Genomic DNA, 26226 nt, shown 5'->3' with positions numbered 1-26226 from the left:
TTACAAAATGTTAGTGTCATTCGCTGTCGGTTTCACACTACTGAACAGCAATATTGTAAATGCAGCTATAAATGTTGATCGTACTCGGATAGTAATGGGAGGAGAAGATAAATCACTCGCTGTCACATTAACTAATCAGAGCAAGTCTCAGCCTTATCTCGCACAGTCGTGGATTGATGACGCCAGTGAAAAGCGCTCCGAATCCTACTTACTGGTGCTACCGCCATTACAGCGTATTGATGCCGGTAAAAAGGCCCAGGTGAGGATTGTGGCATTACCCGGAACCGCGTCCTTAGCCAAAGACCGTGAGACACTTTTCTACTTTAATGTCAGGGAAATTCCGCCGAAAAGCGACAAAGAAAATATACTGCAAATCGCCTTACAGAGTCGATTAAAATTGTTTTACCGACCTGATGGTATAAAGAAAAATGCCAGTGAACGTTCGGAAGAAAAGGTAACAGTAACACGTCATAATGATAAATTAGTCATAAACAACCCTACACCATATTATATTACGCTGGGTTATCTGGGAGATGATAATAAAGGTAGCTTTCCTGGATTTGACAGCCTGATGATCGCACCTTTTTCGTCTCAGGATTTTCATGCAAAATGGCACGGTGATACATTACAAGTGGGCTACATTGATGATTTTGGTGGACTTCATATAAATCAGTATCATTGTGCTGGATCATTATGCAGTCTGAAAGGAAAAAAGTAGTGCAACTACATTATTAATCCCGGGAGAGATACATGATAAGAGTTCTTACATTGTTTATTGTTATTGGCGGGGGGTATTTTACTCTTTTTCCAGCCAGAGCTGATGGCTGTTACTTTGCTGGTGGAAATGTATCTCTTGGTGTTCCTGAAATGTCAATTCCTGCAGATACCCCCAATGGAACTGTGCTATATACTTCGCCGAAAATTACCAAGAAAGTAACATGCGATCTTTCCTATAGTCCTAAGCCAACCAGTATCAACTTCGTGACAACAGCTGATTTCAATAAATTTACTAGTCAGAATAATGGTGTGAAATTTACGCTCTATATTGACGGTGTGCCGTATGATAAGCAGATGACCCAATCTATAGGTAGTTTATCTGCTGGTTTCTGGCAGGCTTTCAGCAAAGACGTATCTATTTGGTTTGATATTAAAGTGGATACCAGTAAAGGGAATATTCCAACTTCAGGGACATATTTATCTGGTGGATTCGAAAGTGTATACCTTATACAAGGTGCTAATTACGGACTACCCAGGGGGGTTATTTCACTTTCAACACCCAATATAACCTATATTCCCTGCATGATAGCGATATCATTGAACCCTGATACCATTGATTTTGGGGCAGTCAAAGCCAGTGATTTAAATAAAGGTATTGACATTCAACGTAAATTTACCACTTTAATTCAAAAGAATAAAGGATGCACATCTACCGTTAATACTCCATTTAGCATTAACATGTATTTTGAGCCAACGGCTTCAATCCTCAATGCTGATGGTTCATTAAATCTTAATAATGGGCTGGGATTGTCTATTTCAGACATATCCGGAAAATATGTACCCTATAATACGGCCTGGAAGTTAAATGACGTGAGGGTTGACTCTGTGATAAAAAGCAATTTTACCGCACATCTGAAAAAAATTTCTGGTCAGGATGTTAAAACCGGGCCTTTCAGTGCTGACGTGGTTGTTAGAATAAATTATTATTAAGATTCAAGTTTGAACTGTATTCTGGACAGCCAGAAACTGTCTTAAAACCTGGCTTCCCGTTACTTATATCAATCCTGAAAAAATCGCTTCGAATCTCATGCTTCATCGCATCCGGGGCCAAACATCAAACAACATGATATCAGATATCGTCAGTGGTCCGCCTCGGATAAACCGATGAATAAGTTGGGAATGAACAAAAAGCAGTCCCTGTGACTTAAACAGATAAATGGAATTACGAGATTGTTGGAAAGGAAAGAGGATTTCAGTCCATAGCAGACATTTCCACAATCCAGGTTATTGAACGAATAATTTTATAACGAATATTTTATGAAATATCCCTATAAATTCTTAACTAATCATATGCAAACAAAGACTAAAACAGTTAACAGTTTTACTGTACACACCTGTAAATACCATGAGGTACAATTTATAAAATCATCAAATACAGCACAAATGCAATAGTTCCAGCTGTACCTCCTACCAGCATGAATGATGCTATTACTAACAGTTCTCGATTTGTGAATTTAATCTTTCTTAGAAAGTGTTCTCTGTTATTATTTGCCGCCATCCTCATGTAAACTGAATTACGATTTATATAGATTATTTTCGCCATAATATTATCCATTGATTCATTTTCTCTACGTTGGTAACATGCTCTTCTCTTGCGAAGAGCTATCTTTCGACCTTATTTTTCAGTACACTGTGTGTGACTAAAGGTGCATCAATATAACTGGATTATTATGCATACCTCGAATTAAAGAATTAAATACGTTATTTTATTCACATCATTCCAGATCTGGGTATTTATAAAAGATGTTATCTTAGAAGCACAGCGAGATAGACAATCAACAAAGCAACCGCAATCGCTGGCCCGAATGGAATGAATCTATTTTCATCTATATCCTTCGTTAATTCATTCGATACATATATTTTTTTGACATACAATTTCCATATCCCTGCCAGAAATAATCCAGCAATTGAGGATATTAGCATAACAAAAGGGAAATTGAGGCCTCCAGCCCAGGGGACAACAGAAAGATAGAGCTTAATATCCCCCATTCCCAGTATTTGTTTATCAGAAAAGGACTCGCAGGCAAAAACAATAATAGCAAAAATCAGGAAATAGATGACAAGTCCTAAAGCATCATAGATTATATTGCCATATAAATAACTGTAAACAACCCCACCACCAAACAAAACCAACAACAATCTATCTGGTATGATATAATATCTGAAGTCTATGATACTAATAACATACAATAAACAAAATAAAAAAACTGACAGTAAAAACAACACTATATCTGTATTAAAGAAGAGCATATAAAAACAGATAAAAGCAATAAACGTGGCACCTTCTGTCACAGGATAAAGGACGTTAATTCTTTCATGACAAAAACGGCAACGTCCTTTAAGCAGAATATAAGAAACCAATGGAATATTGTCCCTGGCTGGAATACTGTGTTTACAGACAGGGCAATGTGAGGGTGGAAAAGCAACCGACATTACACCACCATGGCATGTATATGACAACGGAATTCGGTATATCACTACATTAAGAAATGATCCTACACACAATCCGATAACAGAAACCAGGATCAGATCAAACCAAAAATAAAAATGTACTATTACATCTGTCATCTTTACCGCCTGTCAGAAACTGGTCATTTTTGATAATGTATCAGACAACGCAAATAATGCGACGAACACCCATACTACACATCCGCCCAGAACCAGTGTTGACAATGATTTCAGTAGCCCTGATAACCGCGATATTGCCTGAGCCAAATCTTTTCGAGCCTTGAGAGCCACTGCAGCCAGAACATCTGAAAATGATGGTAGACCAGAATAAATACTGACATTCAGAATTTCTTCTTTTCCGAGTAATCCTGTATTAAGCGCATCTTTATAGGTATCCCCACGAGCCATATTATCTAACATTGTGTTGATATGCGCATAAAGCCATCGGTTAGCATTCTGACTCAGTACAGTTAAACTATCGTTAATCGGCACTTTGTTTTTGAGCATTGATGAAAGATTACTAATAAACACAGAGCAGACCATTTTTTTATAAATTGAGAAAGGTATGATACGATCCAGAACATTATTGCGTAAATTACCTGTAAGGTTATTTAAGAGTAAAACGATTATTATATACGCAGCTATAAAAAATATCAGAAAATAAATCCATAACCCGTTATATAGCGATGAACCAAAACTATATAATACTTGCGTAACAGTCGGCCATCGCTGCGTAGGTACCACCCGTTCAAATGCAGGAAATACTTTAACTGCATAGCCTGAAATCACAACCAGCGCGAGAACCAGCATAATCAATGGGAAAGATACTGCTTTAGCTATACTGGAGGTCAGCTCTTTGCGATAATTAATCATTTCCGCAATGCCCCGAAATCCGCTTGACAACGAACCACTTTTCTCAGAAGAAAAGATTACGCTGAGTTCGTCTTTAGGTACAAGACCAGCAAACACAGCATTGACTGATTCGCTTTCAGCCATCCGGTTACTGATAAGATCTAACTTTCCAATAAACCCTTTTCCAAGAAGTCCTTTTCCTTCATCACGTAATTTCTGAATAGAATCATATAATGGAATACCCGAGTCGATCATATCCGCACAGAACTGATACAGGTATAATCTCTGCTTTTTAGTAAGCTTTCTCAATTAGTACCTCCAGATCTTTTTCCTCAACTTTACCAAACTCCATACTGAACCAGGAAGCACAGACATTTCCCTTGAGAACATGATGAAAAGCCTTTTCTTTCAGATCAAACCCTTCAGCAATTCCGCTGGTTGTAAAACGTTTTTTCCTCCAGATCGTATATGCTTCCAGCCAGTGACTTTCAGCAATTGCTTTCAGCTCATCGTACGTGGGGCGCATATATTCGATTACCAGTTGCCTGCTCTTCAGACCGGTATAAAAACAATGTTCGCATCCTTCTTCATTCAGTATAAAGACAGGAAAATGTCTTCCCAGCACAGTATGATTATTTTCTTTTTTACAATGATGGCAGAGTACCGGTAACAATTTTTGGCATTGCAATCCGGCAATAAATCCAGGGGTGGATAACTTATCTGATGAAACACCCAGCGCAACGAGACGCTGTAATAGCGTAACAATATTCCCGGCATGAACAGTAGTAAAACAGTAATGACCGCTTTCCACAGCCCCCGCCAGGGCATTAGCAGAAATATTATCCCTAATCTCCCCAACCATCAATACATCAGGATCGCGACGGAGCGCAGACTTAATTGCTGAATGGAATCCCCCACCATCCACATCCAGTACAGAACTTTGTTTAGCCCCCCAAATCTGATATTCCACCGGATCTTCAATTGTCAGAAAGCAACCTTTACCTGAATAACGGTTTTTCTGTAGCCACTCCATCAGGTTTTTCAGCGTAGTTGATTTCCCTGATCCTGTCGTACCTGCAACCACGTAAACACCATACGGGTTACTCAGAACTCTCTTAATATCTTCAACCTCGTCACCAGAAACCCCCAACTTTTCCAGAGAAGGGATCGTCGAGTTACTGACGCCAGCGGGAATAATACGAAGTACACAGTGATAACATGATGTCGTCTCACCAAAGATCGGAAAATGTGCATACCGGAAACGAAAGCTTTTTCCTCCCAGAGAATATAAAATATTGGCACTCTGGGGAACAGAACGGTTCCAGGTTGTCTCTTTTGTCGAAGCCTGTACGTTGTAAAGCACAAAACAAAGTTCATCACATTTTGAAGACAGAATCTTTGAATGCGGGACCAGGACGCCATTTACCCTGAACTCTACACTGGCAAGCTGATCGTTTCGGGTAATATGAAGATCACTGGCCCCGGCATCCACAGCCATCTGTAACAATCTCTCGAGATCTGCTTGTACCGTACTGACGACACCTTCTCTGACAGAAAGATTCTTTTTAACGAGTCTTTCAAAGATACTATAATAAAGGTTGTCCTTTATTAATACTATGCGACTAATATCAATATCACAGCAGAGATTCAGATATAGGATACTTTGCTGAATTTCAGCGAGATCGTTCATATTCAACTGGTGAACCATCAGACTGAATATGCCATTATGCTCACCGACCAGCAGTTCCTCCTCTTTAAGGCTGAATTGCCAGTCTGATAATAAGTCTCCATTATCAAGGTGAAGAAAGTCATAATAAATCATTGCTGATGCTCTTTAACCTGATATCTACCTGCACTGTCCATTATCAGGATATAGTTTTTACCACCGGATGAAAAATGCTCTCCCCTTGAAAGATAATGTTTATTGCCACCCGCTGATACCAGCACCTTCGTTAATCCTCCTATTTTTGACACGAGAATAACATTAGGTTTGCTGACTACCTCACGGGGAGCGCTGGTCTCCGTCATTGCTGGCATAACAGGAGAAGTTGCAGTTCCCCTCAATTTTTTGAGTTCACTTCTCAGCTTTTCCAGAGCAACTTCATTTACCAGTTGACGTTTCTGTTTTTCAAAGTAAAGATTATCCTCCATAATTTTGATAAATTCATCCTGTTGCACATTAGAGTTATCTCCATCGACAGAAGCATCTTTTATTTCCGGTGTTGCCGGAGACACTTCTGCAGACGCAATCTGTCCCCCAATAAAGAATACCAACAAAGAGGTCAGAATTATTTTTTGCATACAAAGACTCCTTTCAAAATAATATCGGCACCGGTTTTTACCGATTTTTCTATGTGCTGGACAATAAATAAATCCTTGTAAGGATTTCTTTCAGAAAAGAGATGCACATCAGAAAATCCATCCGGTACATGTACCTCAAATTCTCCGGTCAACAGGCCATAACTGTCCCTGTATGCAGGAAATTGCTGCTCAGCATTCGCGACTGAAGAATAAGGAAGTTTTGATACCTTTACCCTGTCAGACTGCTCCATAACTGAATTATATCCGTAGAGATAATTCAATAGGTTGCTACATTTCACTACGTCTAACTGGACTCCTTTGTTCATATTCTTTAGAAGTCTCGGGTCACCTGATTTAATCATGACATTCTCAAAGTTAAGCGTATTTTCAGTGAAGCTGCCCTCATAACTGGTGTTAAAAAAATTTTTGTCAGTTACGGAAAAAACGAACGTATCATTCAGTTCATAAATAAAACGGCATGAATAATTTGAACAGGAGTAGTCAGTTTCTGTAAATCCAATCAAACTAAAAGGGAGACGACTACGCTCAATCTCTCTTATCACGCCAGGCAACTGATTAAGGTCAACACCGGTAAAGGCGTTACGATAAAAAGTTGTTATACTCTCCTGAGTTCTTTTGATCTTCTGCCGTTCTACTTCAGCAGCTGCTTTCTTATCATTAACTTTCTTTATATAAAGCCCGCCCCCCGCTATGCAGATAGCAGTGACGAGAAAACCAGCCAGAATAACAACTCCGTTTTTTCTTGAGCCGCTCTTCTTCAGTTTTTTTTTCCAGAATATCAGGTTTTCTTTCATATTTTTTAAGGCATCAGGATAAACCAGGCCAGCCCTCCTCCGCATAAGATAAGGAAAATCATTAGTATGAGGCCTAACATAATATTTGAGTGTTTATTTTCAGATACCATATCACTGATATATTTCCTGTTCAGCTCAAATAAATCTTCTGTCGTAAATGCCCGTATATTTAAATGCGAATATTTCGTATCCGCAATCTGTTGGATAAAAAAATCAAACAGTTCACGTTTTACAATAATATCTGTACCCGCAACAATTTTGCCGTCAGTCACAATCAATAAATAAACAATATCAGAACGTCTACCGTGAGCTTCTGAGGCTTCGAAAAACATATCTAAAATATCTGGGGCATCTGAAGTATAAATACCGTCACCAAGATATCGACTGATATATAGCGCCAGCGCGCTGCCCTTGCTGAATTCCCCTTGGTGGTAACCCCTTTGTTTGTTCTGCTTACTCTCGACATAACTGAAATGGTTTTTAAACTCCTTATCCAGTTTCAGCATATAAGCTTTACGACCTGAATCTTTGTCAGGCAGCCAGATAAAACCGGGGAGCAGGTACTGTGCTTTCATCTTACTGCTCAACGAAAGGTACCTTATAGTTATCAATACCCACAACCATCAGAATGGTACTGTCTGAGTTTTCTTTATCCAGCCCACCACCAAGCAGCATGGCGCTACGCTGATCGGTTTCCTGCCCAGAATCATAGCGAGCGACAACAACCAGGCTTCCCGGAGAAACAACCGAGGTATTAAACATTTCTGAAGTGCTGACATTTGGTAACTGAACATTATCCAGAACATCGATTGAGTTCAGGACTTTTTTAGTGAAACCACTGGCCACCTCAATCCGCCCATCCGATAATGCCCGGGGTGTCAGGAAAAAACTGGTTCCGGTAATAATCTGCGATGTTTCCACGTCCGTGTTTGCAAAATTATCATTCATTGTAGTTGTTCTGCCTGAAATAAAATACTGTGAATTCGTCAGGTTTAATGGAATTGGAGTATTATTACGGGTCACAAAGGTCCCTTTCTGCAGAATTTTGCTGCCTGTCAGTTGGTAAGTAGCTTCGAGCTGGGCCCCAATATTTAATTTAGGGTCCGTTCCACTGTAAAAGTCACGTCCTATCGTCACCCCACCAGCAATTGTCTGCAGGAGAGAGGTATTAATCCCTATAGTGGTTCCACCGTTTTTATAGCTAAGACTTGCGCCCCCTTTCAGTGCGTTAACCTTGTTCTTATCTAAAACAAAAATCATATAAGAAACAATATATTGCCTGCTATTGAGCTTCTGGTATTCATTCAAAACTTTAAGTAACGAACGATACTCCGAAGGCCTGGCTGAAAATGTCAGTACTGAAGCATCCTTGAAAATATTATACGTGCCGGAAGACACATATTTTTTAACCATATCCTCCACATCAGTCCAGAAAGTCGACTGGAATTTAATTTCTGACTTACCAGTCAATCCACCGGATGAAGTTGCTTCATTGCCGGACAAATCCATCGCAGTTTCAAATTTATTATCCTGTCCGTAAAAATCCAGGTTTATAGCATAAGTACTATAAGCCGAAGCCCGGATAATATTTTCATCAGTCAGTTCAACATCCATGTCATAAAGCGCTGAAACATATCGAATAAATTCTGCCAACGTACCGTCAAAATTTATATTCATTGACTCATTCGCTACAGATTCATTCTTCGCGCCAGGCACCACCTCATCAATTTTATAACTACTACCCACCTGCTGACTGACTGCCTCCAGCAATGTACGTAGCGGAGTCTGCTCATAAGTACTGATGCTGACTCTTTTATTCAGTAATTTTTTTTGTTTCTCGCTGTAAACTGTTTTCTTACCAAGAAAAGCTTTGTTGTATTTTATGTAAGGCTTCTGTTTGTAATCACTGGTGTCATGAATATTATTCTCTTTCAGAAAATCATTATCAGAAAATTTCTTATCGAATGATCCTGCACATCCCTGTAATGCTAAAATACAGGCAACAAATAAAATTTTGAGTTTCATATTATCCTTAACCTTTCACTTATTGCGCATCAATAATTATGACTTTATTCACTTCGTACTGTTTAATCACCAGTCCGTAGTTCTCGGAATCAAACAATTTGCCGAGTTCATTCAGGACATTATCAAAACTGTCAGCGTGAAGTGTAATGGTATTGTAGATAATATAATCCCGGTTACTGTTCCACAGGAGAGTATATCCATTCTTATTTACCCATAACTCCAGTTCTTTACTCAAAAGGCCATCTTTTCTGAGTAACAGAGATTTGCTTTCAGACGTCATACTTATAGCATCAGTATTGCTGTCAGATTTCTTTTGACGGTCAACACTAAACGGGCTGTTCGGTCTGTAGTCATTACCTGCGACAGACTCTGTCATTGGTGTAGTCGCCAACGGTTTCATTTCCATATCTCGTGATGCCAGTGCACCAGTAATGGTAATAAATGAAAGTAACGCCACAACGGGGGCAGTGATTTTCTTGTACATAAGATTCACTTTATTTATCCTTATACTGGTTTCAAAACGTTTCATTCTCAGATGAAAAATAACGATATACAGACCTCTTTTATGGCAATGAGTCCTGTTCTTCCGTACTGCACCAGGTTGTCACAAGCAAAGATAATGATTTTGGGTTAATGATATTGTAAGCACCCGTCCCATCATTTTTAAGCCCTGTACTTGCTGAAATTAACCATTCACCTGATGGCTTATTTATTGTCGACTGGTTAACCTGAATAACAATACCCTTTATCTGATCAATTTCCTGCCCTTTTAGCAAAGATAACTTATTACGATTAGATTTAAGCTTGCTAAGATCGGAATCCAACATTGTTTTACTGTTATTATCAAGAGACTCCCCAACAAATGATGATAACGCCACAGCCATTCTCGGGTACAACCGCTTTGGCTTACCGGGATTGCTTTCATCGCCTTCAGGATTTAAAGGACATATTTGTATATCACGTCTAATGAATCCTTCTTCATCGTTAACATTTGCAGAGTAATTATCCGATACTTTAATATTTGCCTTGTTTTCACCAGTAAAACTTACGTAATCAATCACAGGAACAGTACTGTATTTATTATACGTCGTTCCATCAGGTTTAGTTCCTACCCCATTATTAAAAATAAGGTCCTTAACAGAAAGTGATGCTGGATCCTGCCCCGGAGAAACAGTAGCACTAAGCATGGGATCATCATGAGTACTGTATTTATTTGATGCAATGCAAATCACCGGAGCATCGCTGACAGGATCCCAGCATAATTTTTCTGCATTCACCGAACCATCTGCTTTCAGGTTCATTCCGTCCGCCTTCATACTCAATCTGATGCCATATTGAAGATTACGGGGAAGTCTGCCAAGAAAATCATAACCGTCTGGTTTCATCACATCCACTCTTGGAGGTGGTGTACCTGTGCCATTCTTTACAAGCTCCCAGTTTTGCGCTGCCCCACCTTTATTCCTGCTGATTAAGTATGCGCCTGCAACAAAATAGCCAGCCTTGTCAAAGGCTCTCTCAAGACTTGTTACATAATTAAAAAGCTCAAAACCGTTATTTTCTGTTATTTCATTGAAAGAAAGAAAAAAATCAACTCGATCAATACTACCGGTGCGTTGGTCGCCAATTAAATCTACACGTTCAATGTCAAACTCACTATTTTCCCATTTCCGTTCACAACTTAGAAATTGATTAACAAACTTCATTCCAGATGTTTTGTTTACAGGAATTGAATCAGCACCTGTACCACCACAAGCACTGTCAAGAAAAAAATTTCTCTCAGCGCTCGTCCCTCCTGCTTTATAACTTCCCCAGTTGATAAAATTTGATAAATTGTTACTTAAATCATCCTCCATTTTTGTCAGAAGTCGATTTTTATAATAATCAGGCCGTGAGTCTGATGTACCTGGAGAGGGAATATCATAAAGTGGATTTATCCTCTTTTCTGTTGTTCCATCTGCTTTATATACTTCAAGCTCATAGTGATTTATAAACGCCAGAAAAGAGGAAATTTCCTTAACAATGATGTCAGATATATTTTGTCGGTGTACTTTATCTATTTCTTTTCTGGCATATTCAGCTGCAGCTAGCATAACCATACCAATGATAGCAATAGCTATAATAACCTCAATCAGGATTGATCCACGATTTGATATATGTTTCAAGTTAAACACCCTGACAAAATATGATAGATATTAATTATGTTATCTCGCATGGGAGTTTCATTTTTTGAATGAAACTCCCCGGATGATTAACGGCTTCCCAGAATTACACCATTACTGCTGTCATCAGAGCACACCGCCGCTGTCATTGCAGCTGTGATAGTCTGACTACCTGTTGTAGTATCAAGTGAACGCAGAACCGCCTGGGCGGAAGTTGGAGCAGCTACCGCTGCTGTTGTCATATCGAAATTACTACCATTTACGGTATAGCTTCCTGCTGGTGCAGTCACTGTGGCAACATAATCCCAGTTATTACCGACCTGAGAAATAACGCTACGGCACTGACTCTGATCAAGGCCATTAATTTCAATAACAAAACCTTTATCTGTCGTCGCACCAGTACTGGTTATAGCGCCACCAATATTAAGATAATCATTTGAAATACCATTGCGGGCTTCATCTACAGAGATTTTTCCCAGCTGAACCAGTCTGGCAATGATTGTCGTACTGGCTGTACTATCCTTAATGCTGTCCGCATCATAAGCAATGACCTGTGCAGTATTAGCAGCCGGATAATTCCCTTCCCGCTGGTAAGCATCCTTAACTGCAATACGTACAGTATTCGTATTACTCACTAAATCAGAAATAGCACGACTATCAAATGCCCGCTGAGCAAGGATTACAACCCCGGCAGCAATAGTACCAATAATACCTAGTACAATGATAATTTCCAGTAGAGTCATACCACGCTGTTGTTTGATCTCTTTATACTTATCTGCCTTTTTAAGAAAATATCCCTTATAATTTTCCAGGATCGAGTTCATTTCGATAAACATACAGTCACTCCGTATTTACGCTGCAATTTTAAAGTATTAATAAAGAATCGTTGAAACTACTTAAGTTTTTTCAAATACTGGTATGTTGCATGCACTTTCCTTGCATACAGGGTTCTCCTTTCTTGTTGCTTACTATTTTCTTTAAATCCGGCATTGTATGCACCTACAGCTTTCCAGTTTTCACCGAATTTATTGAATGCTACCGCCATAATATATGCACCAACATAAATGTTCAGACATATATCATTAATTAAATTTTCTTTTGTTATACCGTACTTTTTTAAAAATAGCAGGTGCTGGCTATCTATTTGCATCAAACCATAGCCATAGCCTTTACCAAAGCCAGCAAGAGCATTACTGCCAGTTATTCTGTAATTGAGCCCCGACTCCTGCCATGCCACTGCTCTAAGTAACATCGGGTCAATATTTGCATCTCGTCCAGCAAGTTCAAAACAGTCATATTTATTGTTTACTGTTTCTGCTGCCTGAACTCCCCAGCTCCATATCATTAAACAAAAAACGATGTAAATTACTTTTTGTATCATTTACAAGCGGCATCAAATTGTTCTGCTGTAAAACCATACTTTGCAGTATCGGGTTCGACTGTGAAATCCACTTCATACGCACCCATCGTTATAACTGAAGGTGAAGCGTTATACTGACGACCATGGAATCTAATACGTTCCGTTCTTACCAAATTAAAACCCGCATAAGGCGCAGATGATGTAAGAAAATCTCCTACCCCTATTTTGTTTGCCGGATCCGCGTCAAGCTCAGGCACCACATCGCCGTTATTCGGACGCCAGATACCGGTATTCTTCATATAGTTGGTGCCCGGTTGACGCTCAAACATTATATGTACATCATTGTCATTTGCCTGAGATGTGAAAATGAACTCAAGAGTCTGTAAATTCCTGGTTGGGATATTAACACGAGTGTAAACGGTATTATTATTTACCCCTTTTGTTGAAACTTCCCAACCATCCTGAAATGTCAGAGTGTGAGGGTCAGTAGAATTACTTGGTAATAACGTACTCCATGTTTTCCGGTTTCCAAAAGAATATAACCCATCGTTAATCCAGGTAACACCATCAGTGGTGTTCTTTGCTCTGAGTCTTTGTGGAGAAATAACCTTACTTTGAGCAAGCGTGAATCTTACTTTCGAAACCCAGCTTAATTTTCCGGCGACACCATGACCTTCAGCACTTAAATCAATAAAAAGAGGTTCCTCCAGTCTGTAACACGCACCATATATATCTTTAGCAGCTTTTAGCGTGTTCTCGTTTGTAAAATCAAAACCATGTACAGACAATGAATCATTTCGCACAACAGAAGTGGTCGCCTGTGACACCGAAATTCCCGTAGTCATCATCACAAACAGGGTAAAAATTTTCAAAATATCCATATACGCCTCCTGTTCCTTCCGCTTACCTGATTAGTAAAAAGCAGAAAGTTCAAAAAGTTTGTTTGAAATAAAAATAACATTCAGACATATCAAAATTTATTTTATATACGTGACCACCTTATTTCATCTTGCGAAGGAATTTAAATTAAATAACCGTGCATCATTTGAGTAAAATCGTAAGCATTTCTTACACAATGTTTAAAGCAAATAAAATCAATCAATACGATTTATAAATTAAATAGAGAGATACTACTGAGACCAGATTTTCTGAAATCATTCCACTTTCTGCTGAAAAAACAGGCTAAGCACATATTCGTGACAGGCAGGAAGAAAATCGGAGCAGTAGAACCGGAAGGAATATAGCTGAAAATACGCCGTAGCCGTTATCGGTACTGGCGAAAGCGACGTGATATTGTTAATCCGGCGCGAGTCAGGTTAGACAGCAAAATACGCCGGATATGGAACCCGATCTGGAGTTCAACTGGCGCGTTCTTTGACTGACATACTGGCCCACAACGGCGTCCTGTCGTGCCGGGCATCTGATAAAATACCTGAACCAGAGCAGTTGCCAGCCGGAGAACCTCAATACAAAAATGCGCGTAAGAAGCATACAAGTCTTCCGAATCTGCCTGGCGTCAGTTCGTACACACGTGGTACCGAATGGTACGGACAAACATAGACGATAAAGCCGTAAAGCCGTTATAAATCACAGTAATTATAGATAGATACGCACATTGGGGGACGTTGGAATGGTGCCGATAATAGGAGTCGAACCTACGACCTTCGCATTACGAACTGACTAAACCACTGTTTCAGTATGTTTTATACCGTCTTTAAAATTCAATTTTATTAAATAAAATCAATACTATAAATAAAAAACCTGTTTGTTATCGTTTCTCTCTGTTTCTCCTGATATCATGCTAATTGTGTACCCGAGAGTGTACCCCAAAAAGGACCTGAATATGGCGCTCAGCATCACTCAAGACAGGCAATTAGCATCTCTATCCGCCACTGAAGAAGAGAAAGAAATCGTTGTCTCTGTTAAATCAAAAGCGGGTGGAGGCCTCTATGTTCGTGTTCGCCACGGTAGCGAAAGCAAAAGCTGGATTTATCGCTACCGGATTGCACAAAAACAGATCAAGCTAACATTGGGTAGTTATCCCGCAATGGGATTAGCTCAGGCTCGCCAGGCTCACGCTGAAGCTGCTGACTTCGTAAAAAAGGGAATTGATCCTCGCTACGCAAAAAAAATCGAGAAACAGCAGAACGAGAAAATGCCAATATTTGCCGACTTATGGAAAAATTGGCTGGCATTCAGAAAAGAAAGTAAACCTATAAGCGCTCGAACTCTTGCAGACTATGAAGGCGCTTATCGCCGCCACCTTGAAAAAGCATTAGGTAACAGACGTGTCGACGATCTCAGCCGCGCGGTTCTTTTCGAGCACCTCAGCAATGTCAGAAAAAGTAGCGCAGAAGCCGTCCGTAAGGGATTAATCATCCTCAACATGACACTTGACCATGCAAGTTTACAAGGTCTAATTGAGCATAACCCTGCCCGCTTGCTCAAACCGGCAATGTTTGGTGCATCCATGAGTAAACCTCGCGAGCGTTGGCTGCCGCAAGAGGAGCTACAGATGCTCTGGAAGGTGCTGGATGAAGCAACTATAGGTGGCGGCTCTGTCGTCTCAGGTGGCCGTGGATTAGCCTCCAGCGTCGTGTTATCTCGATCGGTGGCAAATGCACTACGTCTAATTATTTTCACTGGGGTTCGCCGCTCTGAAGCAGCAGAAATGCGTTGGGATCAAATCAATGGCGATCGCTGGACCATCCCGGCAACGAAGAACGGTAAAAACCATGTAGTTACGCTGCACCCATCAGCCCTTTCTTTACTAAAAGAACAGCGTCTCATTACTGAAGGGGCATATGTCTTTGGCTCCACCAGCAAACCGGGATTTCCCATAACCGGCGACGCCCTTACCCGCGCTCTGGAACGAGTACGAGTTAAATATATGGGAGAGATTGATCCCTTTTCCCCTCATGATTTACGCCGAAGCGTTGCTACCGGCTGTGCCGAGTATCTGGATGCGCCTGAGCGTTTAATCGAGCTCTTGCTTAACCATGTACCTAAAGATCGGTTAATTCGAACATATCAGGTTGGGCAGCAGGCTGAAAAGCTGAGAAAGTTATTTCTAAATTGGGGTGATTTTATCCAGCAGGAAGTGATTAATACACCTACAGCGATGCCAGATAACGTGGTCCAGGTGCTGTTTGGTAGTCGATAGAATAGATACATGGCCTATATTCCATAGGCCATGTATGTCATTGAGCAACGTGGTTAGGTATCCAGCCTTTACGATGTAAAGTATCTACTGCTAAAGAGATCTGCCGGGGCGTAAATTGCCGTTTTCTCTCATTCCAGGCATAAATGTATTCTGTGACGTCCTCGGGCGAGGTCAGGGACTCGTGTCTCATAGCCCAGTGAACCGTTGACAGTAGTTCCAGACCGAAAGGTGACTCAAATCCGTCAACCAACTCCGAAACCTTCTGAAAGCGCATCCGGGTATCTTCCTGCCGTTCAAGATACCTTTTTGCCTCTTCTGCCGCCCCAGGAACCAACATTAGCTGCTTGTCAGGTATATCACCGCCATCGGAATAACCGGAGATCATATGCCCTTCAATTGCATTCAGCACATGTCGTAAGTTTTCAGCATAGGGTCCGTAATGTGCTTTCTGATACTTAAGGCGTAATGGCTCACCAGATTCTTGCATGAAATACATCAATTTATGTAATTCAAGCAATGAGATAAACGGATCGAGTAACCCATTGAGATAACGCTGCATCAATTCAACCAACGCAGCCCGACCCGGTGTCATCTTTGGCACTTCAGTTTTATGGGCCATACGCTCTGATGATGGCGCACCTTTGGGATCGTAAATCTCTACCTGCACGCCCTCCAGCGGTCGAACCGCTGACTCTATCAAGGGTTTGACATCCAGCCAATCCAACCCCCCTAAGCCACTGCCCAGTGGGGGGATCGCAATTGAGTGAATATCATAGTGCCTGATAACTGATACCAGATCGTCCAGGCCCGCTACGATATCTTCAATGCGGCTTTTCCCTTTCCAGTGGCGCTTGGTCGGGAAATTGATGATATAGCGAGGTCCGGTTAGCCTTCCGGTCTCAAACACAAACATTTTGCCAGGAATAACCTGCCCAGCTTTACAAGCCGCTGCATAAGCTTTGAAGTTATCCGGGTAAGCATTTTTAAACTGCAAGGCAATGCCCCGCCCCATAACCCCAACACAATTAACCGTGTTGATGATAGCTTCGGTCTCTGACTGGAGAATGTCACCATGTCTGTATTCAATCATTTTGAAATCCTCATCAGTAGTACCATTCTCGTTTCACCTCAACAGGAGGACGGTGTCCATCTGGTGGAAGCATGTTAGCAACCTGCTGATAAATCAAAGGTGAATGAACTCCGATGCATTCAACCAAATGCCAGGGAAAACTATGCTCAATCAGGAACTCCGATTGTTTCGCCTCTTTAACACCATTACCACCGCTCCACTGATGAGTTTGTATCGCAGGCCAATTCAGCTCTCCGAGTTGATCTGGTTGGCAGCGATCCTCAAAGTAAAGCGACCCGGCATTAGACAATGTGAATGCCCAGCGTTGGTGATGTTGTTCCGCCCACGCCATGACAGTATAGAGGTCAGCCTCAAGATGCAAAATCGGCTCCTGACCTCCATGATAAGCCAGCTCTGGATGGTTAGCCTTATGTATCAGGTATAGCATTACCGAGCGCGGGCAAAAATAAAAAGGCACACATTGCCCCACATGCAGGTCAGGATAACTGGTTAGCGTCAGCTCATGGAGCCGACGCTGTTTAATACTGCTCATGCCGATCATTGTACCGGTTTCACTACGAGCCGAGATGAGCGCATCAGACAACAATCCTTCGGCAATGACAGACCTGAGTCGATCAAGATGAAGAATATGATAAATCTTAGGGCGTTCAGGGATCGACATGTAAACCAGCTCCTTTCAGCAATCCAATGCCAATTAGCCGCAATAATAACAAATTTTGGGAACAGAAATAGGATGAACACCATGCTTACTGGATTGAGGACTACATGACCGTCAGCATTCCTGGATAATGTTTAGCAATGATATCATTCATCTTCTCTACCAGATCCAACCGTTTGAACGTAATGTGCCCGCTCCCCTTCTGAAAGTAACGAATAGTGAAAAGTTCGTCTTCGAAAACCTGCTGATGCGGATTGTCACGCACGAAGTCCATAAACCGGATGGAGACATCATGCCGGTTATCGGGAATGGTCTTCCCGTCAAGCAGGTACAGCATCCGCTCCAGATCGGCGAGCTGATCGCGCCGCCAGCCCCAGTTCAGACTGAAGCCCCATCTGTCATGCTTCACCAGATTATTGACGATAATCTTCTTACCGAAATAACAGGGATTATTGGTTTTGTAGTTCCAGCTTAACCCTTTAAATATATTGATAATCCCACGTTCGAAAACCTCCTGCTTATTGCGGTGGAGTTGTTCAAAGGTACTCAGGATATTGGCTTCGCTAATAGCTGGGAGCTCCCCCTCCTCCAGGTTCTTCGCCCACTGGCTGCGGGCTTCAGCGTCCATCAAAGTCAGCATCCCCGATTTCAGCATCAGATCGCGCCAGATGCTGCGATCGATATTGCGGGCGATTACCGGCAAGGCTTTATCCACCGGTTGCATCAGCCAGCAGTCAAAAGCTCGCCCCTGCCACATCGCCCAGTGCTCCGCCGTGTTGCCGCCAATACTGGATGCCAGACGGGAAATCTCATTAAGCTGGTGGATGACGGCTTCAATTTGTTGCAGCGCAGCATTCCGCCCGGTGACGATCCGTTCAATATTTGTCGAGCAGATAAGTTCGTTATGGTTAGTTAACACTTCAGCTTCTGTTTGCATAATTTTTCGTCCGTATAAAAGCAAACACGCCTGCCGGGAATGGCAGGCGCATTATGCAGGGAGTTAACAGGGAAGAAAGATCGGGAATGTAATACGGGAAGGCTGCTCGCAAGATTCAGTGTGCCGCGAGATAGCGTTGACGTCGCAACAGACCCGTAGCCTGTCGCGCCCGCAGAATGTCTACAGCCCGAAGATAGGGTGATTGTTCCTGCCAGCTAAATCCCTTGCGATCGATACGAACCAGCTCGTATTTCTCTACAATAAAGTTCACGGCATTAGCCAGCGTGATACCGGCGTCAATGTGTTCCTGAATCACCTTCTCTACGCTAAACGGCGTGTCACTGAGTTCGAGCCCATAATGTTTAGCCAGTAAATGGGTCAGCAGTTTTTGCCAGATTTCGACAGGCGACGGCTGTGACGGGGTCGCCCGGTGTGGGTGGTTGTATTGGGTTTGCATAATGAAATTCCGTTAGTAAAAAGATATTGAGGGGGGATGCCGGTCAGTTTTTAACGACGGTTGGGTAAAGCGAAAGATAAACGTAACCGAACGATCCGCGAGTGTCGGCTTCGCAGATTATGCCCCGGAGTGCAGTCGTAAAGCGTCTGGCTTCGCGCGGATTGAGTGCGCCAGTGCGTAAAGCGACCTCCATGCGTTTAATAAACATTGGAAATACGATATTCAGAGTCTTTAGTTGCGCCGGGGTAAATTCACCGTAAATACCCGCCCGGTCAGCCAGATAGTGCAGGTGATTACCTTCCTGAACTAACCGGGCGCCAAATGACGGGAAGACATCGTTCCGTAGTCCCCATACTGGCGTGGATTGTGTTTCATTTGTGTCCATTTTGGATTTTCCTTAAATATGATTAATTCAGGGTCACGCAGCGCAGGAGTACATACGGGCCATGCCGCTCCTGACGGCGTTCGGCAAATACAGCCAGCACGCCGCTGATATCGGGTACGTAACGACCTGCGTAATGGCAAACACTGCCGGTCCAGCGGTAATGACCGGTGCAGTAAGAGGCCAGTCGTGAGCCGGGTGTCTGCCGGTAAAGCGTCATCGCCTGGCGCTTGCTGATGATTTTCACAGCCAGCCCCGTTCGGCAAAGGACAGGATATCCCGGTGGCCGACAACGAAATGGTCGAGAACACGGATATCGACCAGCGCCAGCGTGTTTACCAGCCGTGTGGTAATTAGCCGATCGGCCTGACTGGGTTCGGCATCCCCGGACGGGTGATTATGAGCCAGCACCACTGCCGCAGCGTTATGGCGCATGGCGGCGCACAGGACTTCTCGTGGATGGACTTCCGTATGGCGGACACCACCGGTGAACAGCGTCTCATGCGCCAGTAACTGGTGTTGATTATTCAGAAACAGCACCATAAATACCTCCCGCTCCAGCGGCGAAAGTTGCAGACGCAGCCAGTCGCGAACGGATGCTGCGGAAGTAAAAATCACGCCGGGCTGGCGCAGGTGTTTATCCAGCAGATTCACGGCCCTTCTGATAGTGCGCTGTGCATACGGCGTTAAGGCAGGTGGCGCATCGGGCGCGGATGCCGGTATCAGTGATATTGCAGTATTCATTTGTCCTCCTCTTCAACTCAGTACCTGCTGGAGTTCTTCGGCCATTACCCATAACGCCCGGTTGAGCTTCAGGTCGCCATCAATGCCCTGAACGGCGCGGGTACGACTGCGTTTGCCCTGTGCGGAATGGCCGGACAGACCGCCTTTTATCAGTGACTCCTGGATGCGGTTATAGACCGTCCACAGGTCGCCGGACTCGTCCTGCCAGCGGCGGGGTGCCAGAATTTGCGCTTCAGTCACCGGCTGGTGGGCTTCACCAAAGCGGTAAGTCAGCGCGGCTTTCGCAAAAGCCTGCTGCGCCAGGGCCGGGAGTTGCAGCGACTGCATGGCCTCGCGCTTTTCCTCCACGCGGTCGAACACGCCGAGGACCTCGTAAGCCCCTTCGATAACCTTCTCCACCACGTCCCCCCGGTGCGGCACGCGGATTTCACCGAATGACTGACCGCAGACGAGCGAATTGGTACAGACGCTTCTGAAGTACCCCGGTAGCATCTGGTACGAACTGGAACCATCGTGGCTGTTGAGCAAAATAATCTCCGGCACCTGCGCCCCGGTGATTTGCCCGGCACGACGCAGGCGCAGCAGATGTTTGGTGTGTTCACGTTTGCCGGGGTCCCGGACTCTGGACTGGCAGGCAAAGAAGGGCTGAAACCCTTCGCGTTGCAGATTCTCCAGTAGCGTGATGGTGGGGATGTAAGCGTATCGGTCACTGCGGGATTCGTGGCGGTCTTCACTGAACACGCTGGGAACCACCTGCATCAGTTCCTCATGGGTTAATGGACGGTCACGGCGTATCTGGTTTATCCGCCCGAAGCGGCTGGCTAATCGCATGGTTTGTTCCTTAGTCGTGGGGTAACGGTGTAAAAAAGACCATGCTCCTGGCGGGAATATGGTCTGATGGTGTGGTTATGGGTAGGTAATACCGACTGTGGTCAGGCGTTGTCCGGGGCTTCAGGGACCGGGATGCCGTAGTCGGCAATAAAGCGGTTCAGCCCCTGACCGGCTCCGGCGGCAAAATTCCAGTCCCGCCAGATAAGGCTTCCGTCAGTATCACGAACGACCAGACGAAAGTGGGTCTGCTGGTCATCTTCGATAGCGACATTCTGATAGCAGGCGGAAACCGCGCTGGCCTCAGCGCGGGTAAATGGCCCGTCGGGCAAGCGTAAAGGTTGAGACATATCCGGCTCCTTAAAAGCAAAAAGGCCCCTGCTGCTGACGCAACAGGGGCCGGGGATGATGATGGCTGAAGGGGTTAGTGCTGATTTTTTTGTTTCGTTTTCGACCAGGAAGGCCGGTTGCCACCGGAGAACGATTTCTGTGCTGACCAGTAACCAATAGGGAACTGCTTCACCAGCGAGCCGTTGATAAGAATATCGACCGATGAATACTGGCCGTGGCTGATACTGCCCTCCTGGATGTAGGCACCGGCGCTACAGGTGCCGGTGTCGTACCGGTGCCACGACGCTGAACTCCGGTCAGCGACATAAAAGTCACCAAAAGCGCAGCCGGTCGCCGAACGACGGTTCAGCACCGCAACGTACCATTTTGAATTTCCCACAATCGCACAGGCGCTGTTCTGGCCGCCACAGGCCTGCCAGAGCGTCGTGCCGTTATTGCTGAACGTCCAGATGGTATTGGCTGGCGGCGCATCCGGTGATGCAGGCACGGAAGCGGGTGCAGCGGCAACCGGTGCAGTACCGGCTTCACCGGGGCCGGTTTTTATCTCACCGTCCGTCAGGATACTGGCCTCTTCGTTATCAGGTTTACCTACCCAGCCCCCTTTACCATCGAAATAGTACCCCAGTAACTGATGACTATCAGGCTGATACAGAAAGTTGAAATAGTGATAACCACAATTACCCGCCTCGCACACCATACTCTTCAGCCAGGTCTTGCCCCCAATCTGTACGGGTGACAACGGATCTTCCGGCCCGGCCAGCTTGCCCGAGGGACCAATCAGGTTTGCCATTCCCGCCGCGCTTAAATTGCTCTCGATATCGTGGGTGTAGACCGGATCGGATTTATAGAGATCGCTCGGATATGGGCAACTGTCGTCCGTGCAGTTCAGTGCATCTACGGCGGTTTTTGCCGCACCCGCAGCCCATGCCCCGGCGCTTGCAGTCATCAGCGATGCGACCAATAACCCTTGTGTGATTCTGTTTTTCATCTTCACTTTGTTTATTTCCTTCAATAAAAACGGGGCCGTAAAAGGCCCCGGACAACGCAGACAATTATCTTTCACCGCGATCGCGCAGGATCTTGCGGGCAAGCCGCCTTTCCATCTCTCCCACCTTTCGGCTATCGGCGATCTGCTCCAGTTGCGAGCTGCTTTTCCCTTCCAGTTGATCGTGCGTTTCTTTCATATCCCTGACGGTGTTCAGCCCCTCTTTTGCCGCGCTGAGCGCGAGCCGACCCGCTGTATCCCAGAATCCCATGACATCGCTCCCTGAATCAGTAACCGTTATTTTTTCCCCACTCACAGCCGCAGTCGCGGCACATCCAGCCGTCGCCCCACGGAATGATATCGTCCGATGAACCGCAGTCCGGGCAGCGACGCCCGGCATGACAGAGGCGAAGCGTGATTTTCTGGATTTTCATGATGTACTCCTTTTCGTTCAGATAAACCGGCAATGAACTCCATCCGGTGGTGTTGTGCTGAATCATCAGCATTTATTCGTCGGCACCGTTCGGGAACGGGCCGGATTTAAAGGTGGCGAGCAGATCCCGGATAAACCGGTAATGCGGTAAGGCATTAATAAAGTTGGGATGACGGGTAAGACGGCTGATGGTTTCATTACGTGTATAGGTGTCCGCCAGCACCGCCACATTCTGGATCTCGGCCAGTGGGAACACGGCAATGTCATTCCATAACTCGCCCGTCAGATACCAGTTACGTTCCAGACAGATAAGACGGTAAGGCGCGAGGCACTCGCAGCGCTGCCCTTTCGCCAGCAGGGAGATACGGTTGCGCCGGTTAATCGCGGTAACGAGATGGCTGAAAATCCCGGTAAATGAACCCGCAGTCAGTGCCACCGGGGGCCAGATGCAGCAGGGGCTATGTTCAGTTTCATCCAGCAGCGCACCTGCCAGACGAAGATCCAGCCCCGGAAACAGCGCTTCCATATCGCTTTGCCGGGCAAGTGTCAGTCCGCTTCTTTCGCGTTGGCCTGCACTGTCGGCAGTCATCAGGCGGCAATGACCGTCGTTATATTCCAGATCCAGCCCGGTCAGGCGCTCGCGGGAGATCCCGGCGCAGGGTACGAACAGAAACACCAAACTCTTCTGCAAGATGGCGCATATTGAGATTTTCTCCTGCAAACAGGCGGCGGATAATTTGCGTCAGCCTGTCGGCAAGCCGTTCATGACGGCGTTCAGTCTGAGGCATAAAAGACTCCGTTTTAATGCCATGAAAAACATATGGTTATGATAAAGAGGGGCGCGGACAGGGTATGGACACGGCGAAAAATATTTTTCCCGGTAGCCCGACACCTGTCACCACGGGCGCTGGTGGGCAAAATTGATGGTTTTTACATCACTTTCAGGAAGGCAAAACGGACAGGGTGTGTCCCCATGACGCCCAGACGTGATGGGCAGGAATCCGGCGCTCCGCGACGAACCAGAGTGAAAGCATGAAAATAAAGCCCGGCCCTGTCGCGGGAAGCGACAGGGCGACAGCAGGAAAAGCGAGGTTAAGCCGTACAACGCGGAATGATGCCTAGTCCAGGACCGGCAAATTTTTACTCATCGAATGTCAGCAGACAGTCATGGCAAAGATACTCATCAAGCACCTCACCATCCAGGCTCCCGCCAGCCGTTGCCCCCAGCGCAACGCCACTTCCCATCCCGACCAGGAAGCCGATCACGCCTCCGGCGATGGTTCCAATGCCGGGAATAATGGAACCTGCCGCTGCGCCGATCGCGGCTCCTTCCGCACCGCCTGACGCTCCGGCAACGCCGCCTGCGATGGCACCAATCCCGCCACCGACTTTTCGGCCAATATTTCGCTTCTGCGTATTCGTAGAACCACAATGAGGACAAACCATTTTTATCTCCTTCGACAGTTAAAAGAAAACCCGCCGGAAGGTGATTCGCGTCGGGTTGTTGAGTGTTGTCATGAAGATAATATCTGTCTGAAAATATTTTAAATGCTACCGGATGGCTTATACCCGCACTTAGATTAAGGTCTCATCATCTTCTCTAATGGTACATCGTCGCACTAGTTGTCAAGACGGTTCTAGCCTGGCTAGCGTATAGCTGAGGGCTCGGCATATTCTGTCTGATTTATAAGACGGTTACGAGATGTGGCGCAATTTAGCAAGAAATGCACCCAAGTGAAAAAATCGACTACTATGCCCATAAAATCATTAAGGCGCTAATCGCTGTACAATCCCCCAATAAGAAAGGTATTCAATGAAAAGTGCACCTAAAATACTGGCAAAGTTAAATCAGATTCTGACACGTGCCATAGCCGCATCTGAGGTAGCACACGAACATGCAAGAACTGCCTATGCCCAGCTTGTAAAGGCTAGTAATGAAGATGCCCCTCCAGCACGCATACAAACCGCAGTTGAAACTATGTCACATTTTGCAGAGAACATGCGTCGGTGCCATCGTGCATCCTGGTTAGCTGCCGCTCGTGTTGCCAGTTATGCAGAGTGGTTGCCTGACATGGTTGCAGCTAAAAAGGCCCGGACACTGCCCCAGGTAATCCTTGCTGACTGGGACAATTTCGAACGAGATATGTCAGAGGCAGAGGAAGCATTGAGCCTTTCACCAAGAAAATTGGGAAATCTAAAAGATTGTTCCTATCAACAACAATCAGCCCTCGAAGAGGTTACAACGACCCCTTCTTTGCCAAATGCATTTCATTGGAATGGGGACGTGACTCCGCTTGATTATGAGTTGAATATTGAAACAGCAACCACAGTCGAGCTACGTAATGCGTGTGAAAAAATAATGGGTGTTAGCGGTGCAGTTACGGCGCAGTTTAAACCTGGAACTTGGGAAATTGACAACTATCAGGTAATAGCAGGTATGTATCTGTGTATGGTTGGGTTTACATGCGAAAGAGAGGCATATATTGCCTTGTATACAGAGTTACTAAGGGAATTAGAATGTGCAGAAAAGCAGCCCCTCCAACAATCATCACCTATACCAGAGTTAGTAGAGGAATATTCTACCATAGAACAAAAAATCAACGAACTTACGACGCAAGAAAACGAATTAATGCAGAATATGTGGAGTAACGTGCAAATAATGAGCCGGATAAACATTCCTGATATGCTTAAGCTGAAGAACTTGGTTAAGGAAAAAAGAGAGCTATTCCAGCATGCCCACACAATTCGTTTAAAAATAGTGGCATTTGCTGAACTAAATACTACTCCGTTGGCAGTCAACCAATTTAGACTCTCTGCACAACAAATCGCCAGGATGTGGGATGCATATGAATCAGGATTATATCAAACAGAAAAAGCATTTGGCCTTCCGCTACACAGTCTGGTAAACCTGAGCCATAAATATACCGATTAACAAACCATAGGTGAAAACTATAAAAACTCCATTTAAAATAGGAGGTTACACATAAATCATAACTATTAAAAATGCAGATTAAAATAAATCTTCACAGGAAATATAGTGTCAAACGATCCAAACGGTATCTACTCAAGAGGGAAATGTGAAAAACTTCACAATCACTGATTTAACTGCTGCTGCCAAAATCGGAGCATCGGTCGTAATTGAGGTACACCCGAGGGAGCTAAAAAAAGGTGATATTATTTTTATATATGGCTCCTGGCGGAAATTCGATAGTACAAGCACTTATCGAATGAAGGATAATCGTAAGATTTACGCATCCTCTCTGCATCCAAATGAGTCAGATGCAATATATCGCTATGATATCTCTTATTCTCAAAAGGTATTGATGCGACTCGACGCTAATTTTTCAGAAAACTTCACCGAATGAAAAATAAAAATTGATGAATACAAATAAATCTAAGTTATTCTATACAGTTCAGCATAACCTGATGGCAGCGTTTTAAAGCCAGGCAAAATCACACTA

General features: G+C 44.3%; 30 protein-coding genes and 2 pseudogenes. 6 read left to right on the top strand and 26 right to left on the bottom strand.

What is annotated here, in order from left to right; all coding sequences use genetic code 11:
* Positions 1 to 7: 7 nt before the first annotated feature.
* A complete protein-coding gene (locus SBG_RS01540) occupies positions 8 to 718 on the top strand; it encodes a fimbria/pilus periplasmic chaperone (protein ID WP_000961304.1) in 711 nt (236 codons plus the stop codon).
* Between the two features lie 32 nt (positions 719 to 750).
* The gene (locus tag SBG_RS01535; protein WP_000621807.1) at positions 751 to 1707 is read left to right on the top strand and encodes a fimbrial protein; all 957 of its coding nucleotides are present in this window, start codon (positions 751 to 753) and stop codon (positions 1705 to 1707) included.
* A gap of 816 nt (positions 1708 to 2523) precedes the next feature.
* On the opposite strand, the gene SBG_RS21260 is transcribed toward SBG_RS01535, so the two are convergent.
* From SBG_RS21260 to SBG_RS01470, 12 genes are all read right to left on the bottom strand, one after another.
* A complete protein-coding gene (locus SBG_RS21260) occupies positions 2524 to 3345 on the bottom strand; it encodes a prepilin peptidase (protein WP_013991373.1) in 822 nt (273 codons plus the stop codon).
* Between the two features lie 12 nt (positions 3346 to 3357).
* Positions 3358 to 4386 carry a type II secretion system F family protein gene (locus tag SBG_RS01520; RefSeq protein ID WP_013991372.1) on the bottom strand — a complete coding sequence of 343 codons (1029 nt, stop codon included), beginning with the start codon at positions 4384 to 4386 and terminating at the stop codon, positions 3358 to 3360.
* A complete protein-coding gene (locus SBG_RS01515) occupies positions 4370 to 5899 on the bottom strand; it encodes an ATPase, T2SS/T4P/T4SS family (RefSeq protein WP_000642131.1) in 1530 nt (509 codons plus the stop codon). The genes SBG_RS01520 and SBG_RS01515 overlap by 17 nt, the downstream gene beginning before the upstream one ends.
* The gene (locus tag SBG_RS01510; RefSeq protein ID WP_001169431.1) at positions 5896 to 6378 is read right to left on the bottom strand and encodes a hypothetical protein; all 483 of its coding nucleotides are present in this window, start codon (positions 6376 to 6378) and stop codon (positions 5896 to 5898) included. Before SBG_RS01510 ends, SBG_RS01515 begins: the two co-directional genes overlap by 4 nt.
* Positions 6366 to 7193: a hypothetical protein gene (locus SBG_RS01505; RefSeq protein WP_000662269.1), complete on the bottom strand. Its 828-nt coding sequence runs from the start codon at positions 7191 to 7193 to the stop codon at positions 6366 to 6368. Before SBG_RS01505 ends, SBG_RS01510 begins: the two co-directional genes overlap by 13 nt.
* A 5-nt stretch (positions 7194 to 7198) precedes the next feature.
* Positions 7199 to 7768: a hypothetical protein gene (locus SBG_RS01500; protein WP_000647409.1), complete on the bottom strand. Its 570-nt coding sequence runs from the start codon at positions 7766 to 7768 to the stop codon at positions 7199 to 7201.
* Between the two features lies 1 nt (position 7769).
* On the bottom strand, positions 7770 to 9218 hold the full coding sequence (locus tag SBG_RS01495) for a hypothetical protein (protein WP_000768340.1): 1449 nt from the start codon (positions 9216 to 9218) through the stop codon (positions 7770 to 7772).
* A 19-nt stretch (positions 9219 to 9237) separates the two neighbouring features.
* Positions 9238 to 9702 (bottom strand): TcpQ domain-containing protein, encoded by a 465-nt coding sequence (locus tag SBG_RS23000; RefSeq protein WP_000277015.1) that lies wholly within the window; start codon positions 9700 to 9702, stop codon positions 9238 to 9240.
* Between the two features lie 79 nt (positions 9703 to 9781).
* Positions 9782 to 11380: a hypothetical protein gene (locus SBG_RS01485; protein WP_000680636.1), complete on the bottom strand. Its 1599-nt coding sequence runs from the start codon at positions 11378 to 11380 to the stop codon at positions 9782 to 9784.
* Between the two features lie 86 nt (positions 11381 to 11466).
* Positions 11467 to 12213 carry a type IV pilus major pilin gene (locus SBG_RS01480; protein WP_000469472.1) on the bottom strand — a complete coding sequence of 249 codons (747 nt, stop codon included), beginning with the start codon at positions 12211 to 12213 and terminating at the stop codon, positions 11467 to 11469.
* Between the two features lie 56 nt (positions 12214 to 12269).
* Positions 12270 to 12722 carry a transglycosylase SLT domain-containing protein gene (locus SBG_RS01475; protein WP_043942408.1) on the bottom strand — a complete coding sequence of 151 codons (453 nt, stop codon included), beginning with the start codon at positions 12720 to 12722 and terminating at the stop codon, positions 12270 to 12272.
* Between the two features lie 32 nt (positions 12723 to 12754).
* Positions 12755 to 13618, bottom strand: a complete 864-nt coding sequence (locus SBG_RS01470; protein ID WP_000353269.1) for a hypothetical protein — start codon at positions 13616 to 13618, stop codon at positions 12755 to 12757.
* A 363-nt stretch (positions 13619 to 13981) separates the two neighbouring features.
* On the opposite strand from SBG_RS01470, the pseudogene SBG_RS22995 reads away from it, so the two are divergent.
* Positions 13982 to 14246 (top strand): annotated as a pseudogene (locus SBG_RS22995) (IS3 family transposase); the annotation flags it as partial.
* 334 nt (positions 14247 to 14580) lie between these two features.
* A complete protein-coding gene (locus SBG_RS01465; protein ID WP_001218450.1) occupies positions 14581 to 15900 on the top strand; it encodes a tyrosine-type recombinase/integrase in 1320 nt (439 codons plus the stop codon).
* Positions 15901 to 15937: 37 nt separating this feature from the next.
* Here SBG_RS01465 and darG read toward each other — a convergent pair whose 3' ends face one another.
* From darG to SBG_RS01395, 14 genes and pseudogenes are all read right to left on the bottom strand, one after another.
* Entirely contained in the window at positions 15938 to 16990 is a 1053-nt protein-coding gene (gene darG, locus SBG_RS01460) for a type II toxin-antitoxin system antitoxin DNA ADP-ribosyl glycohydrolase DarG (protein WP_000575274.1), read from the bottom strand.
* Positions 16991 to 17003: 13 nt separating this feature from the next.
* Positions 17004 to 17651, bottom strand: coding sequence for a type II toxin-antitoxin system toxin DNA ADP-ribosyl transferase DarT (gene darT, locus SBG_RS01455; RefSeq protein WP_000026701.1), 648 nt, complete (start codon positions 17649 to 17651; stop codon positions 17004 to 17006).
* A gap of 100 nt (positions 17652 to 17751) precedes the next feature.
* Positions 17752 to 18585 (bottom strand): DUF4942 domain-containing protein, encoded by an 834-nt coding sequence (locus SBG_RS01450; protein ID WP_001192753.1) that lies wholly within the window; start codon positions 18583 to 18585, stop codon positions 17752 to 17754.
* A 115-nt stretch (positions 18586 to 18700) separates the two neighbouring features.
* Positions 18701 to 19042 carry a TA system toxin CbtA family protein gene (locus tag SBG_RS01445; protein WP_001194750.1) on the bottom strand — a complete coding sequence of 114 codons (342 nt, stop codon included), beginning with the start codon at positions 19040 to 19042 and terminating at the stop codon, positions 18701 to 18703.
* A 43-nt stretch (positions 19043 to 19085) separates the two neighbouring features.
* On the bottom strand, positions 19086 to 19427 hold the full coding sequence (locus SBG_RS01440; RefSeq protein WP_000380487.1) for a type IV toxin-antitoxin system YeeU family antitoxin: 342 nt from the start codon (positions 19425 to 19427) through the stop codon (positions 19086 to 19088).
* A gap of 22 nt (positions 19428 to 19449) precedes the next feature.
* A complete protein-coding gene (locus tag SBG_RS01435; RefSeq protein WP_000691988.1) occupies positions 19450 to 19671 on the bottom strand; it encodes a DUF987 family protein in 222 nt (73 codons plus the stop codon).
* Complete coding sequence (gene radC / locus SBG_RS01430) at positions 19668 to 20168, bottom strand: RadC family protein (RefSeq protein WP_001090292.1); 501 nt, start codon at positions 20166 to 20168, stop codon at positions 19668 to 19670. Before radC ends, SBG_RS01435 begins: the two co-directional genes overlap by 4 nt.
* A gap of 12 nt (positions 20169 to 20180) precedes the next feature.
* Entirely contained in the window at positions 20181 to 20999 is an 819-nt protein-coding gene (locus SBG_RS01425) for a DUF932 domain-containing protein (RefSeq protein ID WP_001234407.1), read from the bottom strand.
* 101 nt (positions 21000 to 21100) lie between these two features.
* Positions 21101 to 21346, bottom strand: coding sequence for a DUF905 domain-containing protein (locus tag SBG_RS01420; protein ID WP_000082136.1), 246 nt, complete (start codon positions 21344 to 21346; stop codon positions 21101 to 21103).
* 74 nt (positions 21347 to 21420) lie between these two features.
* Positions 21421 to 22335, bottom strand: coding sequence for a hypothetical protein (locus SBG_RS21255; protein ID WP_000797249.1), 915 nt, complete (start codon positions 22333 to 22335; stop codon positions 21421 to 21423).
* A 64-nt stretch (positions 22336 to 22399) separates the two neighbouring features.
* Positions 22400 to 22603 (bottom strand): hypothetical protein, encoded by a 204-nt coding sequence (locus SBG_RS01410; RefSeq protein WP_000508162.1) that lies wholly within the window; start codon positions 22601 to 22603, stop codon positions 22400 to 22402.
* Positions 22604 to 22619: 16 nt separating this feature from the next.
* On the bottom strand, positions 22620 to 22766 hold the full coding sequence (locus SBG_RS22890) for a hypothetical protein (RefSeq protein WP_023892166.1): 147 nt from the start codon (positions 22764 to 22766) through the stop codon (positions 22620 to 22622).
* 72 nt (positions 22767 to 22838) lie between these two features.
* Positions 22839 to 23553 (bottom strand): annotated as a pseudogene (locus SBG_RS01400) (helix-turn-helix transcriptional regulator).
* A gap of 352 nt (positions 23554 to 23905) precedes the next feature.
* On the bottom strand, positions 23906 to 24211 hold the full coding sequence (locus SBG_RS01395; protein WP_000227087.1) for a hypothetical protein: 306 nt from the start codon (positions 24209 to 24211) through the stop codon (positions 23906 to 23908).
* A 367-nt stretch (positions 24212 to 24578) separates the two neighbouring features.
* On the opposite strand from SBG_RS01395, the gene SBG_RS01390 reads away from it, so the two are divergent.
* Together SBG_RS01390 and SBG_RS01385 are read left to right on the top strand one after the other, a co-directional pair.
* The gene (locus SBG_RS01390) at positions 24579 to 25697 is read left to right on the top strand and encodes a hypothetical protein (protein WP_000833601.1); all 1119 of its coding nucleotides are present in this window, start codon (positions 24579 to 24581) and stop codon (positions 25695 to 25697) included.
* Positions 25698 to 25842: 145 nt separating this feature from the next.
* Positions 25843 to 26130: a hypothetical protein gene (locus SBG_RS01385; RefSeq protein WP_000788133.1), complete on the top strand. Its 288-nt coding sequence runs from the start codon at positions 25843 to 25845 to the stop codon at positions 26128 to 26130.
* Positions 26131 to 26226 lie beyond the last annotated feature (96 nt).

Source organism: Salmonella bongori NCTC 12419 (assembly GCF_000252995.1).
Lineage (GTDB): Bacteria > Pseudomonadota > Gammaproteobacteria > Enterobacterales > Enterobacteriaceae > Salmonella > Salmonella bongori.
Note: the sequence above shows the minus strand (reverse complement) of the source record. Positions and strands in the feature narration are given on the sequence as shown.

What these genes read in the sequence shown, in the direction of transcription:
- SBG_RS21255 (WP_000797249.1), bottom strand. Translation starts at nt 22,335, where the DNA reads ATGAAAAACAGAATCACACAAGGGTTATTGGTCGCATCGCTGATGACT.
- SBG_RS01395 (WP_000227087.1), bottom strand. Translation starts at nt 24,211, where the DNA reads ATGGTTTGTCCTCATTGTGGTTCTACGAATACGCAGAAGCGAAATATT.
- SBG_RS23000 (WP_000277015.1), bottom strand. Translation starts at nt 9,702, where the DNA reads ATGTACAAGAAAATCACTGCCCCCGTTGTGGCGTTACTTTCATTTATT.
- SBG_RS01495 (WP_000768340.1), bottom strand. Translation starts at nt 9,218, where the DNA reads ATGAAACTCAAAATTTTATTTGTTGCCTGTATTTTAGCATTACAGGGA.
- SBG_RS01390 (WP_000833601.1), top strand. Translation starts at nt 24,579, where the DNA reads ATGAAAAGTGCACCTAAAATACTGGCAAAGTTAAATCAGATTCTGACA.
- SBG_RS21260 (WP_013991373.1), bottom strand. Translation starts at nt 3,345, where the DNA reads ATGACAGATGTAATAGTACATTTTTATTTTTGGTTTGATCTGATCCTG.
- darT (WP_000026701.1), bottom strand. Translation starts at nt 17,651, where the DNA reads ATGTCGATCCCTGAACGCCCTAAGATTTATCATATTCTTCATCTTGAT.
- SBG_RS01450 (WP_001192753.1), bottom strand. Translation starts at nt 18,585, where the DNA reads ATGCAAACAGAAGCTGAAGTGTTAACTAACCATAACGAACTTATCTGC.
- SBG_RS01505 (WP_000662269.1), bottom strand. Translation starts at nt 7,193, where the DNA reads ATGAAAGAAAACCTGATATTCTGGAAAAAAAAACTGAAGAAGAGCGGC.
- SBG_RS01440 (WP_000380487.1), bottom strand. Translation starts at nt 19,427, where the DNA reads ATGGACACAAATGAAACACAATCCACGCCAGTATGGGGACTACGGAAC.
- radC (WP_001090292.1), bottom strand. Translation starts at nt 20,168, where the DNA reads ATGAATACTGCAATATCACTGATACCGGCATCCGCGCCCGATGCGCCA.
- SBG_RS01425 (WP_001234407.1), bottom strand. Translation starts at nt 20,999, where the DNA reads ATGCGATTAGCCAGCCGCTTCGGGCGGATAAACCAGATACGCCGTGAC.
- SBG_RS01420 (WP_000082136.1), bottom strand. Translation starts at nt 21,346, where the DNA reads ATGTCTCAACCTTTACGCTTGCCCGACGGGCCATTTACCCGCGCTGAG.
- SBG_RS01480 (WP_000469472.1), bottom strand. Translation starts at nt 12,213, where the DNA reads ATGTTTATCGAAATGAACTCGATCCTGGAAAATTATAAGGGATATTTT.
- SBG_RS01535 (WP_000621807.1), top strand. Translation starts at nt 751, where the DNA reads ATGATAAGAGTTCTTACATTGTTTATTGTTATTGGCGGGGGGTATTTT.
- SBG_RS01515 (WP_000642131.1), bottom strand. Translation starts at nt 5,899, where the DNA reads ATGATTTATTATGACTTTCTTCACCTTGATAATGGAGACTTATTATCA.
- SBG_RS01465 (WP_001218450.1), top strand. Translation starts at nt 14,581, where the DNA reads ATGGCGCTCAGCATCACTCAAGACAGGCAATTAGCATCTCTATCCGCC.
- darG (WP_000575274.1), bottom strand. Translation starts at nt 16,990, where the DNA reads ATGATTGAATACAGACATGGTGACATTCTCCAGTCAGAGACCGAAGCT.
- SBG_RS01445 (WP_001194750.1), bottom strand. Translation starts at nt 19,042, where the DNA reads ATGCAAACCCAATACAACCACCCACACCGGGCGACCCCGTCACAGCCG.
- SBG_RS01510 (WP_001169431.1), bottom strand. Translation starts at nt 6,378, where the DNA reads ATGCAAAAAATAATTCTGACCTCTTTGTTGGTATTCTTTATTGGGGGA.
- SBG_RS01410 (WP_000508162.1), bottom strand. Translation starts at nt 22,603, where the DNA reads ATGGGATTCTGGGATACAGCGGGTCGGCTCGCGCTCAGCGCGGCAAAA.
- SBG_RS01540 (WP_000961304.1), top strand. Translation starts at nt 8, where the DNA reads ATGTTAGTGTCATTCGCTGTCGGTTTCACACTACTGAACAGCAATATT.
- SBG_RS01500 (WP_000647409.1), bottom strand. Translation starts at nt 7,768, where the DNA reads ATGAAAGCACAGTACCTGCTCCCCGGTTTTATCTGGCTGCCTGACAAA.
- SBG_RS01475 (WP_043942408.1), bottom strand. Translation starts at nt 12,722, where the DNA reads ATGATATGGAGCTGGGGAGTTCAGGCAGCAGAAACAGTAAACAATAAA.
- SBG_RS01470 (WP_000353269.1), bottom strand. Translation starts at nt 13,618, where the DNA reads ATGGATATTTTGAAAATTTTTACCCTGTTTGTGATGATGACTACGGGA.
- SBG_RS22890 (WP_023892166.1), bottom strand. Translation starts at nt 22,766, where the DNA reads ATGAAAATCCAGAAAATCACGCTTCGCCTCTGTCATGCCGGGCGTCGC.